This is a genomic window from Candidatus Poriferisodalis multihospitum, from assembly GCF_028283155.1.
Classification (GTDB): domain Bacteria; phylum Actinomycetota; class Acidimicrobiia; order Acidimicrobiales; family Poriferisodalaceae; genus Poriferisodalis; species Poriferisodalis multihospitum.
Genome location: NZ_JAPYOK010000043.1, coordinates 1 through 15,417 on the forward strand (window position 1 = coordinate 1; position 15,417 = coordinate 15,417).

17 protein-coding genes and 1 pseudogene are annotated in these 15,417 nt (G+C 67.0%); 3 read left to right on the forward strand and 15 right to left on the reverse strand.

The genetic code is table 11. The features are described 5' to 3' along the window. Positions 1–675: pseudogene (locus VI480_RS04000) on the forward strand (monomeric sarcosine oxidase); the annotation flags it as partial. Here the strand turns inward: VI480_RS04000 and VI480_RS04005 are convergent. The 11 genes from VI480_RS04005 to VI480_RS04055 form a co-directional block, all read right to left on the reverse strand. Then, on the reverse strand, positions 672–1,937 hold the full coding sequence (locus tag VI480_RS04005) for an FAD-dependent oxidoreductase (protein ID WP_323671525.1): 1,266 nt from the start codon (positions 1,935–1,937) through the stop codon (positions 672–674). The pseudogene VI480_RS04000 and the gene VI480_RS04005 sit on opposite strands and share 4 nt — an antisense overlap. A gap of 30 nt (positions 1,938–1,967) precedes the next feature. Then, positions 1,968–3,308 (reverse strand): NAD(P)/FAD-dependent oxidoreductase, encoded by a 1,341-nt coding sequence (locus VI480_RS04010; RefSeq protein ID WP_323671526.1) that lies wholly within the window; start codon positions 3,306–3,308, stop codon positions 1,968–1,970. 90 nt (positions 3,309–3,398) lie between these two features. Continuing rightward, a complete protein-coding gene (locus VI480_RS04015) occupies positions 3,399–5,777 on the reverse strand; it encodes a DUF1989 domain-containing protein (protein ID WP_323671527.1) in 2,379 nt (792 codons plus the stop codon). Positions 5,778–5,805: 28 nt separating this feature from the next. Next, positions 5,806–6,231 carry a hypothetical protein gene (locus VI480_RS04020; RefSeq protein ID WP_323671528.1) on the reverse strand — a complete coding sequence of 142 codons (426 nt, stop codon included), beginning with the start codon at positions 6,229–6,231 and terminating at the stop codon, positions 5,806–5,808. Between the two features lie 98 nt (positions 6,232–6,329). Further along, entirely contained in the window at positions 6,330–6,458 is a 129-nt protein-coding gene (locus tag VI480_RS04025; RefSeq protein ID WP_323671529.1) for a hypothetical protein, read from the reverse strand. A 10-nt stretch (positions 6,459–6,468) separates the two neighbouring features. Next, on the reverse strand, positions 6,469–6,684 hold the full coding sequence (locus tag VI480_RS04030) for a hypothetical protein (protein WP_323671530.1): 216 nt from the start codon (positions 6,682–6,684) through the stop codon (positions 6,469–6,471). Between the two features lie 164 nt (positions 6,685–6,848). Beyond that, positions 6,849–8,237, reverse strand: coding sequence for a hypothetical protein (locus tag VI480_RS04035; RefSeq protein WP_323671531.1), 1,389 nt, complete (start codon positions 8,235–8,237; stop codon positions 6,849–6,851). 257 nt (positions 8,238–8,494) lie between these two features. Then, a complete protein-coding gene (locus VI480_RS04040) occupies positions 8,495–8,908 on the reverse strand; it encodes a hypothetical protein (RefSeq protein ID WP_323671532.1) in 414 nt (137 codons plus the stop codon). 32 nt (positions 8,909–8,940) lie between these two features. Continuing rightward, entirely contained in the window at positions 8,941–9,168 is a 228-nt protein-coding gene (locus VI480_RS04045) for a hypothetical protein (protein WP_323671533.1), read from the reverse strand. A gap of 4 nt (positions 9,169–9,172) precedes the next feature. Beyond that, positions 9,173–9,865, reverse strand: coding sequence for a helix-turn-helix domain-containing protein (locus VI480_RS04050; RefSeq protein WP_323671534.1), 693 nt, complete (start codon positions 9,863–9,865; stop codon positions 9,173–9,175). 152 nt (positions 9,866–10,017) lie between these two features. Continuing rightward, positions 10,018–11,004, reverse strand: a complete 987-nt coding sequence (locus VI480_RS04055; protein WP_323671535.1) for an LLM class flavin-dependent oxidoreductase — start codon at positions 11,002–11,004, stop codon at positions 10,018–10,020. Positions 11,005–11,135: 131 nt separating this feature from the next. Here VI480_RS04055 and VI480_RS04060 point away from each other — a divergent pair, with 131 nt between their 5' ends. Beyond that, complete coding sequence (locus VI480_RS04060; RefSeq protein ID WP_323671536.1) at positions 11,136–11,543, forward strand: PPOX class F420-dependent oxidoreductase; 408 nt, start codon at positions 11,136–11,138, stop codon at positions 11,541–11,543. A gap of 65 nt (positions 11,544–11,608) precedes the next feature. Here the strand turns inward: VI480_RS04060 and VI480_RS04065 are convergent, their stop codons facing one another. The 3 genes from VI480_RS04065 to VI480_RS04075 form a co-directional block, all read right to left on the reverse strand. Further along, positions 11,609–12,520 (reverse strand): 4Fe-4S domain-containing protein, encoded by a 912-nt coding sequence (locus VI480_RS04065; protein ID WP_323671537.1) that lies wholly within the window; start codon positions 12,518–12,520, stop codon positions 11,609–11,611. A gap of 72 nt (positions 12,521–12,592) precedes the next feature. After that, positions 12,593–13,051: a Zn-ribbon domain-containing OB-fold protein gene (locus tag VI480_RS04070; RefSeq protein WP_323671538.1), complete on the reverse strand. Its 459-nt coding sequence runs from the start codon at positions 13,049–13,051 to the stop codon at positions 12,593–12,595. Next, positions 13,048–14,244, reverse strand: a complete 1,197-nt coding sequence (locus VI480_RS04075; RefSeq protein ID WP_323671539.1) for a thiolase C-terminal domain-containing protein — start codon at positions 14,242–14,244, stop codon at positions 13,048–13,050. Before VI480_RS04075 ends, VI480_RS04070 begins: the two co-directional genes overlap by 4 nt. Before the next feature lie 119 nt (positions 14,245–14,363). Here VI480_RS04075 and VI480_RS04080 point away from each other — a divergent pair, with 119 nt between their 5' ends. Next, positions 14,364–14,678: a chorismate mutase gene (locus VI480_RS04080; RefSeq protein ID WP_323671540.1), complete on the forward strand. Its 315-nt coding sequence runs from the start codon at positions 14,364–14,366 to the stop codon at positions 14,676–14,678. Positions 14,679–14,712: 34 nt separating this feature from the next. On the opposite strand, the gene VI480_RS04085 is transcribed toward VI480_RS04080, so the two are convergent. Then, a complete protein-coding gene (locus tag VI480_RS04085) occupies positions 14,713–15,321 on the reverse strand; it encodes an isochorismatase family protein (protein WP_323671541.1) in 609 nt (202 codons plus the stop codon). Positions 15,322–15,417 lie beyond the last annotated feature (96 nt).

The window sequence follows — 15,417 nt, forward strand, 5'->3', positions numbered from 1 at the left end:
ATCTGGGCGATGCTCGACCTGCCGACGACCACCGACATCCTCGGCGGCGACGGCGAGCTGCACAACGTGCCCACGTGGACCTACATGTGCCTGCAGGAAGGCACGCTCACGGTCGACCCCGGATATCTCACCGACAACGACGGCAACATGCCGCCGGTCGTGCACATCGACACCGACGCCCCGCTCTACGACGCAGACGGCTTGGTGACCGAGGGCCCGTGGGGCATCTACTACAAGCCCGACTTCAACTTCGGCGGCGTGCAGGGTGGCTACATGCCCTACGTGGTCGACAAGCCCTCCGACGAGGTGGCTGTGGACCCCTACGGGCCAGACTCGCCCGATTTCGTGGTGGGGGGCGACTTCTACCGCACCTGGACCGCCGCTCTCGCGCACTGCCACAAGCGCTTCGAGGGCAAGAACCACCTGATCAGCGACGAGCCCTCAGGCGGCATCGGCAGCTTCTCGCCCGACAACTTTCCGGTATTCGACACCTTCTGCGACAACGCTTACTTCATCGCCGACTCCAACCACGGCTACAAGATGATCGGCGTGGGCGCGCTCGTGGCGAAGGAGCTGCTCGGCGAGCCGCAGGCGCTGCTGGAGCCGTTCCGCTACTCGCGCTACGCCGAAGGCAAGCTGCACCCCGTCAGCAACTCGCCCTACCCCTGGAGCTAGGCGCGGGCACTGGGGCCGTAGGAGAGGTGCATCAGGTCGCCGTCGGCGAAGCGTGCCGGGCGCAGAGCGCTGATGTCGATGGGGGGTGCGTCACCTACTTGGTCGACGCCGAGTACGCGTGCCGCGACGATCTCACCGAGGGCGGGCGACAGCTTGAGGCCGTGGCCTGAGAGGCCGACTGCGAGGTACAGGCCGTCCACCGGAGCGATCTCGGATGCCCAGCCCAGGATGGGGTGGTAGTCGGGCGCAACGTCGTAGGCCCCGCTGGTGTTCGACACCACCGACGCGACCGTCAGGTCCGGGAGCCGCTCTGAGATGGCGGCCCGCAGGCGCACGTCGTGGGCTGCGTGGTCGGCGTCGGACGCGTCGGCGAGCGGGTCATCGACCACGGGCATCTCGGGCGGGTAGGCCACTGCCACGATGTGGCGGCCCATGTCGGGGCGGATCACCAGGTTGGAGTTGCCATCGGTGATGCAGGTTCCCAACGCCCGGGCGCCGGCGTGCTGTTCGAGCACTGCCATTTCCAGTCGCCGGCGCTCGATGGGCACCTCCACGCTCAAGGGGTCCAGCAGATCGCGGGCCCATGCGCCGGTGGCGGCGATCACCACTGGGGCAGCGATCTCGCCGATCGCGGTGTTCACGCCGGTCACGGCACCGCCTGCGGTCACGATCTCCTCTACGGCGACCGGCGCGAGCACATCGGCTCCTGCAGCGCTCGCCGCGGTGAGCCAGCTCAGCACCATCTTGGTGACGTCGATGTAGCCGCCCTCGGGCTCATACGCCCCGCCGGCTAGTCCCTCGGCGTTCACCAGCGGCTCGATGTCGGTGATCTCGCTGCCGACCACGAAGCGGGTGTCCACACCGAGCCGCTGGCCGAGCTCGATGTTGTAGCGGAGGCCGTCGAGCTGGTCGGCGACCACCAGCAGCATGTAGCCGAAGCGGGCGTAGCCGGGGTCGCCGAAGCCCACCACGGAATCCCAGTTCTGGATGCAGTGGAAGCCTCGCTGCGCGATGCGCACCATCAGCTCGTTGGAGTAGTGCTGGCGGATCTGGCCGAAGGTGCGGCCCGAGATGCCGCCGACCGGCGCCCGGGCGTCCACAATGGCCACGCGCAGATCGGAGTGCCGGGCGAGCTGGTAGCCGATGCTGGCACCGGTGACCCCCGCACCGATTACCACGACGTCTGCTTCGCTGGGCACGCCGATACCGCTCAGCGGGCCGGCTGCGCCCCCGACGTCTGCTTCGCTGGGCGATGCGGCCATGACGTGAGCGGCGGCTCGGACCGGGGCCGATCAGCCGTCGGCCAGGTAGGACTCCAGCGAGTCGTCGAGGGCGTCCTCCCATGATGTGTGGTGCACCGGCGCCTGGGTGCCCGTGACCGGCGAGGTGTGGCCGTGGTCGCGGTAGCCGATGATCGACGCCTTCTTGTGCTTCTTCCAGTCCTTGAACATCTTGTTGATGAGCTGCGTGTTGGGGTCGGGGCAGTCGGTCTGGTCGAGCAGATCCTGGGTGTAGTCGCCCTGAAAGTCGATGGACTCGTAGTCGTCGGCCACGGCATCCTCAGCCGCTTGGAAGTCGTCGATCCAGCGGGCCTGCTCATCGGCGCCGGGCAGCTCGATGCGACCCAGGATCACGTCGCGGGCGTACCAGGCCTGGGCGTCGAACATGTTGAACGTGTACCACTGGTCCTGCATTCCCAGGTAGAAGACTCGGTTCTCGGGCTGGAACACGACGCCCCGGTACAGCATCGATGAGGCCAGGCGGTTGGCAGTCACCAGCCGCAGCTCGTCGTCCATGAACGGGAAGTGGTGCAGGTAGCCGGTGCACGACACGATGGCGTCCACCTCGGCACTCGTGCCGTCTTCGAAGTGCACGGTGCGGCCGTCCACGTGGGTGAGGATCGGCTTCTCGCTGATGCCCGCTGGCCAGTCGAACCCCATGGGCCCGCTGCGCGATGAGCAGATGACCTCGGAGGCGCCGTACTTCCAGAGCTGCGAAGCGATGTCCTCGGCGGAGTAGCTCGAGCCGATCACCATCACGGTCTGGCCTTCGAACTGCACGGCATCGCGGAAGTCGTGGGCGTGCAGCAGCGTGCCGCCGAACGTCTCGTAGCCGGGGTAGTGCGGCATATTGGGCGTCGAGAAGTGCCCCGTCGACACCACCACCCAGTCGAAGTCCTCGCTGACGCTGGCGGCGGCGGCGTGATCGTGCGACGTCACCGTGAAGCCGTCGCCGGAGGCGGACCGGCTCACCCGCCGCACGGCGTGGTTGAAGCGAATGTCGTCACGGATGCCGCTGCGCTCGGCCCGGCCGATGATGTAGTCGTAGAGCACCTCCCGGGGCGGGAACGACGCCACCGGCTTGCCGAAATGCTCCTCGAAGCCGTAGTCGGCGAATTCCAGGCACTCCTTGGGGCCGTTGGACCACAGGTAGCGGTACATGGAGCCGTGGCAGGGCTCGCCGTGCTCATCGAGGCCCGTGCGCCACGTGTAGTTCCACAGGCCGCCCCAGTCCTCCTGTTTCTCGAAGCAGACGAGTTCGACGCCTGCGGCTTCTGATGAGCTGTCGCTGGCAAACGCATGCAGCTGCGACAGCCCGCACGGTCCTGCACCGATGATGGCTACCCGAGTCATGTCGGAATCCCCCATGTGGTTAGACGTTTATGCAACGACAGTAGAACACCGCTCAGTCTTGCACCTGCGTGCAAGTGCCCGGGACACCGGTCAGGCGCGGACTCGGGACTTGTCGGGGTCGTAGAAGGGGTAGCGCACCACCTCGGCGGCGATCCGCTTCTCGTGGCCGTCCAGCTTGCCCACCTCGACGGTCGTGCCGATCTCGTTGTAGGGCAGCGTCATGCGGCACAGGGCGATGTTCTTGCGCAGGATGGGGGAGATGGTGCCGCTGGTGATCTCGCCGACATGGTTGCGCCCCACGTACACGCCATCGCCCAGCGCCCCCGGCTCACCCCCGTCGAGCTCCAGGCCCACCAGGCGCCGCTGGGGGTTGTCGCGCCGGTCGAACAGCGCATCGCGCCCGATGAAGTCGTCTTCCTTGGTTTTGAGCGGCACGGTGAAGCCGATCCCCGCCTCGTAGGGATCGGTCTGGTCGCAGAACTCGTGGCCGGCGAACACCAGCCCGGCCTCGATGCGCAGCATGTCGAGCGCACTCAGGCCCATGGGCACGAGCCCGTGGGGTGTACCCGCCTCGAAGATGGCGTCCCACACCGCCGGGGCGTCGGAGGGGTGGCAGAAGACTTCGTAGCCGAGCTCGCCGGTGTAGCCGGTGCGTGAGACCACCAGCGGGATGCCGTCGTAGTCGCCGATGCGGGCGATCGAGAAGCGGAACCAGCCCAGCTCGGACACCGCCTGCTGGTCGGGGCGGGTCCAGATGATCTCGTCGAGGATGCGGCGGCTGTTGGGTCCCTGCACCTGCAGATTGTGGAGCTGCTCGGTGGAGTTGCGCACCCACACGTTCAAGCCGAGCCGCTCGGCCTGCTCACGCAGCCACACCCCGCTGTAACCGAGCTGGCCGCCGATCCAGCGGAAGTTCTCGCGCCCGATCCGGAAGACGGTGCCGTCGTCGATCATGCCGCCGGTGGGGTGGCACATGGCGGTGTACACGACCTGCCCGTCAGCCAGCTTGCGGACGTTGCGAGTGACACAGGTCTGCATCAGCAGCTCGGCGTCGGGCCCGGTCACCTCGTATTTGCGCAGCGGCGACAGGTCGATGGCAGCTGCGGCCTGCCGGCACGCCCAGTACTCCTCGACGGCGCCGTGGGCCGTGAAGTGGTCGGCCAGCCAGTACCCGCAGTACTCGCTGAAGCTGCGCGTCAGCGCTGCGGTGCGGGAGTGGAATCCGGTCTCTTTGGTGAGCTGGGCTTCGGAGTCCGCGGTCATTCTGATGGCCGTCGCTTTCTTGAACATGTTCGCTGCGGGATACACCCGCACTGCGATGTCGGTGGGGTTCCAGCCATTCGCGGCGTCGACATCGCACGGGCACGCAGTGCTGACGCACACCAGGTCCTCCAGCGCCCGCAGCAGCACGTAGTCGCCGGGGCGCGACCAGGGCTCGTCGAGGTAGATCTGATTCGCGTCGTCCACCTGGGTGTTGTAGAAGAAGTTGATCGCCTCCCAGCCCCGCCGCGCAGCGACGCCGTAGGGCTCGAGCTCACCGTTGATGTTGTCGGTGCAGTTGATGTGGCCGGGGTAGCCCATCTCCTCGTAGTAGCGGGCGTTGCAGGCGGTGTTGAAGGTGTCGTGGCGGCCCACCGTGTCCTGCACCACCTCCACGAGCGGCTGCATGTTGGCGTTGAAGAACTTGGAGTACAGGCCCGGCATCGGGTAGCTCGCGCCCATGAGCGAGCGGGTGATGGTGGCGTCGAGGCAGAGATCGGTGCCCGCTTCAAGATCTGCCACTGCGAAGCACTGGAAGTCGGAGCACTGCCGGCCCTCCATGTCCACCACCTGGAACCAGTCGCCCTTCGACACCTGGTAGGCGCGTGCCGTGCTGGCCAGCACGATGAAGTCCTGGCTGGGGTCGGCCAGCGGCGTCGGCAGCAACGGCTCGGTGTCGCTGCCGGCAGGGTCACGGCGATGGACATAGGCGATGAGATCGGTGGGCGGAGCACCCTCGTGCGCCGACATGGGGCCGCCGGGTGCCGCGACCACGCAGGCGACATCATCGAGCGCTGTCACCCGGGCCGTGACGTTCGCCGGCGTGTCGCCGTCGAGCAGCCTCAGCGGGGTCGCTGCCTGCAGGGCGGGCATGTCGACGCCGACACGCTCGAGACCGGCCCGTACGCGGCGAGCGTCGGTCAGCGGTGCCGAGAGGATGCCGACAGCCGCCGGATCGGTTGGGGCGAACGCTGCGGCGCCGCCATTGGTTACCTCGAGCAGGCCCGGATCCGACTGCCCGCCGGTATCGAAAGCGACCAGCTCGCATGGCTGGCAGCCCTCGGGATCGACGATCTCCAATTCATCGCCGGCTGCGAGTGCGAGCACCGTTGCTCCGCCGCCCGTCACCCGGTAGCGCTCTACCCCGGTGCCGAGCAGCATCAAGCCGGGCACCAGCCCCGCAGCCTCGGCGGTCACCAGCAGCGTCATTGCCGTCGCCCGAGGTCCAGCGGCAGCGTCATCGGCGCCGGCCGAGCGGACCGGAGAAGAACCAGCGCGGGGGCTCGTCGGGGCCGCGGCCTTCGCCTGCGGCAACGCCGGCGAACATGTTCCACCCGAGCAGGATGACGGCCACCGCACACGCGATGAAAGCGATCTGGGGCCCCAAGCCTGCGTCGGGGGCGCCGACGCCTGACGGACTGAACAGCTCACGTACCGCCATCGCGCCGGCGAAACCGGCACCGATCCATGCGGGACGCCAGCGGATCTGTATCAGGACCATGGTCAGGATGCAGATGACGAGCAGAATCCGCCCGACGCCGGTGCTGATGCCGCTTACCGTCTGGGTCCCGCTCAAACCGGCGTTCACGTTCCATGGCAGGAACATCGCTGCGCCCGCCGCCGCCACGCATGCTTGGGCGATCCACTTACGAGTGGCGCTCATGGTCTCAACCTAGAACCTCAACGCGCCAGCAGACGCCGCGTCGCCGGTGGGCGGCGCGGCGTCTGCCGCGTTGGTCAAGATGCGTCTGCTGACTGCTGTCAGCCGACGACCTGGATGGCGATGATCGAGAAGATGATGCAGGCGATGGTGAAAACCACCACCCCCATCTCGACAGCCTTGCTGTGGCCGTGCAGTCCTTGGAATTCGATCTGCTTGCGTCGAGCCATGTCAGTCCTCCTAGCTGTACTTGTCAGCGAGACGGTCAGCTGCATGGTTCAGCAGCTTGTCCTCACGCACGGTCACGAGCAGTGCTGCAACCACCGAGATAGCGATCCCGATGATTGCAAGGACATACGAGCCAGTGTTTCCGCCTGGCCCCCAGGTGAAGTATCCGGTCGTGCCGTCGGCTGCCTCGAGAGCGGCTTCCCAACTGTCGTACGGGAAGGTGTTCATTCAGTCCTCCTTAAGTCCTGAACGATGTCAGTGATCGTGTCGGTCTTGTCCTTGCGCCTCTTGCTGCGCTCGCTTTTGCTTGCCCCAGTACCCGGCGGCCGAAACCAGCAGGTACATGACGACAACAGCAAGAATGAGCTGCAACCACGAGGCGGACACCCGACTCAGCGGTTGGCGGCGAGGTCGGCACGCAGCGTCTCGTCTGCGTCTCCCTCTGACCCGTCGGCGTGGACAATGGGCTCATTCGCTCGGCCGAACTCCGGATAGAAGTCCGTCTCGAACTCGGCCATGTCGAGGCCTTCGACCTCCACCTCGGGCGGCACCCGAAGCAGATTCAGCTTCTTCAGTATCCATGAAGCGCCGTAACCGGTGACGAACGACAATGCGAAGATCGCCGCCGCGCCCACGAGCTGGCCCAGGAATGTGGTGGTCACCCCGGCGGGTCCCGTCGGGTAGCCCCCGGCGAAGATGCCGACGGCCATGACACCCCAGAAGCCCATGACACCGTGGACTGACACCGCTCCGACCGCATCGTCGATGCGGGCCTTCTGCTCGATCCAGTTGCCCACTGTGTAGGCAAGACCGGCGGAGAAGAACGCCAGGATCAGCACGAGGTTCGGGCTGTAGATGTCGGCGCCTGCCGAGACAGCCACCACACCGGCCAGACCACCGGAGATGGTCCAGAACGGATCGCCCTTGGCGAAGATGTAGCCGCCGGCGAATCCGCCTGCGAAGCCCATCGTGATGGTGTAGGTGATCGCCGACAGCGTGGCCGGATTGAAGTAGATGTTCGCCCAGCCCGGCGTGGTGTCGGCCGTGATGGCCAGGCACGCCGCGTAGAACGCGTAGAACGCCGTGAAGATGATCATCAGCCCCATCAACGTCAGATGGAGGTTGTGGGGCTTGAATGCCCGTGTACCGCCATTCGAGTCGTAGCGGCCGATTCTCGGCCCGAGGTTGAAGAGCACCCCGAGGGCGAAGATGCCGGAGACACCGTGGACCACGCCAGAAGCGGCGAAGTCGTGGTAGCCGAAGTGCACGCCGAGCCATCCGCCGTAGCTCCAGCCCCAGGCGGCTGCAACCACCCAGACGATTCCGCCCATGAGAGCGGTGAGCCAGAGGTACGCCGAAATTCGGATTCGCTCTAGCACCGCGCCGGACATGATCGAGCCGGTCGTCCACGAGAACAGCACGAAGGCCGCCCAGAAGACGCCCGTGATGTTGTCGCCGAGGTTCGGTCCTGCGGAGCCGTCCCACGGCAAGCCGTACTGGTCGCCGCAGAAGAACAGCCCATCGAGTCCTGCCGGGCTGTTGCCATTGGCGCTCCCGGTGAACTTGAGGCCCTCCTGCATGCAGAAGTACACGTACCAACCGACGTAATAGAACGTCGGCGTCACGACGGCGATCGTCATGATGTTCTTCATGGCCGTCGACATGACGTTCTTTCGACGGCTGACGCCGGCTTCATACGTCATGAAGCCGACGTGCAATAGCCACATGATCGCGACCGTGAAGAAGTAATAAGCCTCCGTAAACACAACAGAGGTATCCATCGCGCCTCCCCCCATGTTCGGTTTGCGCTGAGTCCCCAACAACCCGGGCGCCAGACCAATTGGGGGAAACCGTAACAGGTTCGCAATGTTCGCCTTGACATCACCCGCGCCATGGGTGGAATTTGAACGTCGTGGGCGGTTTTTGGGCAGAGCCCGCTCGTGCAGCGCGCGCGATCAACGCCCGAGCGGTTGGTCAGCGCTCGTACTGCAGAGGTGCCAATGCGGCTGACGTCGTGTGTTCAGCCCGGCTGTTCTGATCAGCCGTCGCCGGCGTCGCCGACCTGCACTTCGCGGATCTCCCCGGTGCCGGCGTGCACCCAGATCGCTGCGTGGTGGAGAAAGTCCTCGGACCCGCCGTCGGGGTCTGGGACCGTGAAGACCACGACCCAATAGGGCGTCGGGGGGAAGCCCTGGCGGAGCACCTTGGCCTCGGTGCGCTCGGGCGCGAAGCCATCGGGGTGCGCGTCCAGCTCGGCGCGAGCAATGGCGACGGCCTCGTTCTCCTCGAGGTCGACTCCGGAGCAGCTTCCTGGAGCGAAGATGAGGAGGATTGCCAGGATCACGCCGACGGTGATCAGCAGGAGCGGGCGACCAGGCATCGCATTCAGACGGCCGAGCAAGCCCTTCGATCTGTCGGGCGGCTCGGGGGGGATCAACCCGTCATCAGGCATCGTGATGTCCTCTGGCTTTCCGGCTGGTGGGATCAGTCGTCTCGGGGCGGGCGCGGCACGAGACGGAGAATGATGTAGCCCACCACATGGGTGATGGCCACGAAGGACACCCACCACAGCATGACGGTCTGCCGGTAGCCGCGTTCGCGGCATTCCCAGTAGGTGAGGCCGACCGCTGCTGCCAGCAGGACCCACAGCAGGAGGCTGCGGCGCGCAAAGCCGGTGTCGCTGATCCAGTCGGCGACGAACATCAAGCCCATTGCCTCACCCTCCCGCCGCCGAGCGCGTCTCGCTGGCGGGGTACACCTTGATGGAGATGAACCGCACCGGCAACTCGACGAGCTCGACTGGGCCGTGGGCCACCTCGCCGTGGATCTGCATGGTGTCGCCGGTGTTGAGCAGGTAGGCCTTGCCGCCGTAGCCGTAGCTGAGCGATCCCTCGAGCACGTGGAGAAACTCCACACCTGGGTGCTGGTAGAGCGGGAACACGCCGCCCGGCTCGGTGATGGTGGTGATCATCGGCTCGATGATCCGGTTGGGTCCTCGCAGCGTGCCGAGATCCTGGTACAGCCGGTCCGGCCCGCCGCGGTCGTGGTGGATCTCGTGGCCTTCGCCTGCTCGCACGATGACCAGGTCGTGTTCCTCGTCGAGGCCCCGGAATAGCGCGGTCACGGGTACCTTCGCCGTGCCGGCGAGGCGAGCGAGCGTCGACAGGCTCGGCGCACTCTGGCCGTGCTCGATCTTGGAGAGCATCCCCAGGGAGATGCCGGCATCGTTGGCGAACGCCGACATCGTCATATTCAAGGCTTGGCGGAGTTCGCGGACCCGGCTGCCGACGACGCGGCAGAGTTCGGCGGTGGTCAGCGGCGAGTCGATGGCCGAGCCCGCAAGGCTCAGCGAGTCGGGGTCGTCGATGTCTGCACTCTCGATCGCGTCATCCCGCTGGGCCGGGTTCATCGCCCTGATGTTGCCAGATGGCGGTTGCTGGCAGGTGCGCCCGCGGCGGAGGCGGCAGGCAATTCAGCGACCAGCGATCCGGCTGGTCGCAACGTCGCAGAATTGCCTGCCGCCTCCGCCGCTGTGGCATCTGCGCGTTTCGACCTCGGAAATCAGCCTTGGAGTTCGGCGGCTGCGGCGAAGGTTTGGAGCTCGCGTTCTATGTTGCCCATGGGCTGGAAGGCGACTTCGGTGATGCCGGCGGCCGCGAGTCGTTCGATGCGTTCGGGTACCTCACTGGCGTGGCATACGAAGGGGGCGATGCGCAGGGATTCGGGGGTGAGCACTTGGCGGTCGATGGCGTTGAGTTGGGTGAGATGACCTTCGTGGAGTGAGAGGTGGAGCGTGTCGGGGTCCCTGTCGCCGGTGACTTCGGCGAAGCGGTCGGCATTGGGCAGTGTGCTGAGCCGGGCATCGCGCTGTTCGAGGAATGCGTGGTAGGCGACGCTCACGCCGGGACCCGCCGTGTCGAGTACCCGGGGGGATTCGATGGTTTCCTCGTCGTCGAGGATCGTGCCGAAGCCAAGCAGGATCACGTCGTCGATCCCGGTGTAATCCGCATCGGGACGGGGCCGAGAGGTGAAGACGCCGCAGCCCATCTCCGCCGCAGCGGCGAGGCCTCGGGGACCGTTCACCGCCACGATCCACGGCACCTCGATGGGCCGCTCGACCGCTTGGCCTGGCCAATGGAGCATGCGTGCCGCCCTGCCGTCGACTTCGACGATCTCGCCTCGCAGCAGTGCTTGGGTGTCAGCGACCATCTGGGGGAACTCGGCCCAGCGCAGCGGCTTTTGGCCCATGGCCCGCCGGCCGGTGAAGCCCGTGCCGGCGCCGATGATGACCCGTTCGGGCCCGACGAGCCCGACCAGCGTTGCGATGGCTGAAGCCGTGGTCATCGGGTGGCGCAGCGAGGGAATCAGCACACCGGGCCCGAGACGGATGCGCTGAGTGCGCACCGCCGCGAGGGCGAGGATCATCCAGACATCGAGCTGCAGCGCCGGCGTGTCGTAGACCCAGGCGGTCTCGTAGCCCAGCTCCTCGGCCAGCACGATGTGGTCCGGCGTCTCGGGAACGGGCGGGAACGCGGCAGAGATCTTCATGGCGGCAGTCTCGCGAAATGCGCGGGCTTCGGCCCGGATCGCCAGCCCTGCAGGCGCGGACTCCCATGTCCGACGCTCGGACCGGGTCGGCAGCCCTGATCGCCGGAGCTCGTATGTGCGAGGCTGCGCGCATGGAGATCTCGAAAGCACTCGACTACGTGCGCAAGAACGACCGCGCTGTGCTGGCCACCAAGGCACGCGACGGCACGCCGCAGCTGTCGCCGGTGACGTTGGCCGTCGTCGACGACACGGTGGTGATGAGCACACGGGACACGGCCTTCAAGGTCAAGAACCTGCATCGCGACCCGCAGTCGTGGCTGTGCGTGTTTCCCGAGAAGTGGCTGGGCCGTTGGGTCCAGCTTGAGTGTCAGGCCGAGATCATCTCCGGCGAGGCCGCCCTCGATCCGCTGGTCGAGTACTACCGCACGCTGCAGGGCGAGCACCCCGACTGGGACGACTACCGCCGCGCAATGGTGGAGGACAAGCGCTGCCTCGTCCGCTTCCACATCACCAAGGCCGGCCCCGACAAGCACGGCTGATCGACGGACGCCGTGAGGTGCTGTGCCGACGCCGAGCGTTGGCCGGCAACCCGGAGCGGCGGCGTTCACTCCCAGTTGAAAGCCGCGTCGGGCCGCCGCGCCCACCCGGCTTGGCCGGTTTGGCGCATGTCGGTGCCGAGGCGTGCCATCTGCTTGGCGTAGAGCTCAGCGCCCACGTTGTGCCACTTGCCATGGCCCGGGAACACCCACTCGGCGCGCAGCTCGGACAACCGATCCATCGAGTCGGCGAGGACCGCCCATGAATAGAAGGTCTGCTCGGGGGTGACATCGAGCTCGCCCCGGCGGTGATTCCAGTGCAGCGTGTCGCCGGTGAACAGCCATCTGTCGTCGACGTGAAAGACGACCGAGCCCTCCGTGTGGCCGGGCACCTGTACGGCGACGGCACCCGGCGACACCTCGGTGGGACCCGTGCTCTCGAAGATGACCGTTGCGTAGGGCGCTGCGTCGGCGTCGGCGGCGTGTATCCAGACCTGCGCGCCGTAGCGCTCGGCCCAGCGGTCGGCGTCGGCTACGTCGTCGCGGTGGCTGAGCAGCACATGCCCGACACCGCCCAGGTCGTCGACGAGCTCGGCGAGTCCGCGCAGGTAACGGGGCGAGTCGACCATGAGGTTGCCGTTCGGTCGTTCGACAAGGTACGAGTGCGCCCCGAACGACGACTGCGCGTTGTGACCGAGCGCCCAGACACCGGGCGTCAGCTGGTGGGGGAACGATGGGTCAGGCGGCCGACGGATCTCGATGTTGCCGATCGACTGCGACGGACAGGCCTCCGCGGCCCTCCACAGCGCTGCAGATTCCTCAGGGCCGTCGGGCTGGCGGGCGAGGTAGGAGCGCCCAGCGCTGTCCATCTCGATGAGCCCCGGCGCCCAGTGCCGGGCCACGTCGCAACGGATGCAACGGGTGTCGACGAACCAAGGCCCCTCGACGTTCTCGGGATGCGCAGAGTCGAGACGCGCCATCGCCTGCACCCCCTGATGCCTGGCCCGAATGCTAAGTCCGGCCGACGGTCTCCGGGCATCGCCGTCTGGACGTCAGCTGTTGGTGACCTGCCAGTGGACGAGGGTGTACGGCGGGTTGCCGTTGTCGTGGTCTTCGAAGACGGCTTCGACATCGCCGCCGATGACGATGTCCTGCATGGGGTCGCCGAGCAGATTACCGATCATGCGCAGGTTGTCGGCGTGGGGCAGCTCGACCAGCACCACGATGTAGGGACCGTGCTCGGCCAGCGCCGGATGCACGGGGTGATGCACGCGCTGCCAGGAGTAGATGCGCGCTGTGGGCTCGACCGTCACCCACTCGACATTGAGCGACTGGCAGGCGTGGCACACCCAGTCGGGCCCCCATTGGTGGGTGCCGCAGTCGGCGCAGCGCTGTACTCGCAGCTCGTGCTCGCGGGTGCCTTCCCAGTACGGCGCGTCCATCCCGTCGCGCATCGGAGCAGGTTGGGTGAGGCCCTCCGGCAGGTAGGTGGCCTCGGCGAGCGCGCTCATCCGAGCACCTCCGCCGTGCCGTAGATCGCTGTCGAGGCGATCTCGACCATGGGTCCGGCGTTGGAGAGCGACACGTTGACGTTCGGCACCTGGTTGCTCGAATCGCCGCGCACCTGCCGCACCGCTTCGATCTGCATGCCGAGCCCGTGCATGTAGCACTCGGCGAGGTTGCCGCCGCTGGTGTTCAGCGGGATGCTCCCCCCGTCCGCCCGCAGGTTCTCGAACGTCAGCACCTCGTTGGCGTTCTCGTAGGTGCACAGACCGTGCTCGATGAGGCTCATCACCACGGCGCCGGTGAAGTTCTCGTAGCTCTGCACTACGTCGACGTCGTCGGGTGTCACGCCGGCCTGGTCATAGAGGTGCTGCGCCCCGAGCTTGAAGCTGGAGGTGGCGTAGTCGGTCGGGTTGTGCACCCAGGCGCCTGAGCGGTGCCCGCCGCTCTGCTGCGCCGCCAGCACCAGCACCGGTGTGTCGCTGAGATCGGCGGCCCGCTCGGCTGAGGTGACGATCATGGCGGCACCGCCGTCGTTCTCGAGGCAGCAGTCGTACAGCCGGAACGGCTCGGTGATCCAGCGGGACGAGTCGTACGTCTCGGCATCCAGCGGTCGGCCGTACATGACCGCCCGGGGGTTGTTCTGCGCGTGGTGATACGCCGCCAGCGCCACCGCCCGCATGGTGGATCGGTCGATACCGTGCTCCCACATGAGCCGGGTGGTACGCATCGCGTACATCTGGGCGGGGCTCATCACGCCGTAGGGGAGCGTGTAGGCGAATTCGCCCCGCACGGCCGGGCGGCGGCCGCCTTGGCCGAAGCGGCCGAACTGGCCCTGGGCCAGGCCTCGGTAGGCCACCACGACGTTGGCCGATCCGGCGTGCACGGCGCTGGCGGCGTTCTGCACGACGGCCGCAGCGCCGCCGCCCCCGCCGCCCCACTGCATGTTCGAGTAGCGCAGCTCTTCGAGGCCGAGGGCGTTGGCCAGCCGGGCCGGTGTATTGCGGTCGTTGCTGTACGAACAGAACCCGTCGATCTCCCGTGGGTTGATGCCCGCGTCCTCGCACGCCGCCAAGATCGCCTTCACGACCAGTACGAACTCGGGATCGGTCGACTGGCCGCGCTTGTAATAGGTGGTCTCGCCGACTCCGGCGACAGCCGTACGGCCGCGCAGGCCGCGGTTCACACCCGATTGGCTCACGGCCGCAAACCGTAGCCAAGACGTGGCCGGTGCCGCCCACGCCTGCCGGACCCCGCCGCGCAACCTCACGACTGCCTTGCCGGTGTCTGCGGTGACTCAACGGGCTAGAAACAGGGCCGATGACCGACGACGAGCTCGCCGCCCATCGCAGCAGCATCGACGAAGTCGACGCAGCGCTCGTGCGCCTGCTGGCCGAGCGCTTCCGCATCACACACGCAATCGGCGTCTACAAAGCCAACAACGACCTGCCGCCGGTGGACTTGGTTCGCCAGCACCAGCAGGTGGAAGGACTGCGTCGGCTCGCCCTGGACGAGGGCCTTGATCCTGACTTCTGCGAGCGGTTCCTGCACTTCGTGATGGACGAGGTCATCCGAAACCATCGGCGGATCGCAGAGGCCGCCAGCGAGTTCACGATCGAGCAGGAATCCCTCTAGAGCGTTGAGACCGCTGGCCGGCCGAACGGGCGGTTCAGCGAGAGGCGATGACGTCGATGCCGGCGTCGGCGAGCTGGGACCGTGCTGCTGCTTCGGTCTCGGGCGCCACCGAGGCGGAAAGCCCCTCGATCACGGTGGTCGTGTAGCCGTTCGCGGCAGCGTCCATCGCGGTGGCGCGCACGCAATGGTCGAAGGCGATCCCGACGACATCAACTTCGTGCACGCCTGCAGTGCCCAGCACGTCGTTGAGGGTCCGGCCGTCGTCGTCGACGCCTTCGAAGCCGGAATAGGCGGCAGCGTGCATGCCCTTGCGCACGCCCGCGTTGATGCGATCGGCGACAGCGTCGAGTGCAGGGTGCAGCTCGGCCTCTGGGGTGCCGGCCACGCCGTGCGGTGGCCACGTGTCGACAAAGTCGGGCTCGTCGCTGAAATGATCGCCCGGGTCGATGTGCCAGTCCTGGGTGGTCACCACCAGGTCGTAGCCGTGGTCGCCGGCCAGGAGGCCGGCCACTCCGGCGGCGACCTCGTTGCCGCCGTCGACGGCCAGCGCGCCGCCCTCGCAGAAAGTGGGCTGCACGTCCACGACGAGCAGGGCCGTGCGGGACTGCCTGTCTTTGGGATGCTGATCGGGATTCTCAGCCATGTCTGCACTCCTGCGCCGCGACACGTGCCGCCGGGCGCGGTCATCGCAGCGCTATGGCGCCAAATCTACCGTTGGCTCAAGAGGGCTCCAGCAGCG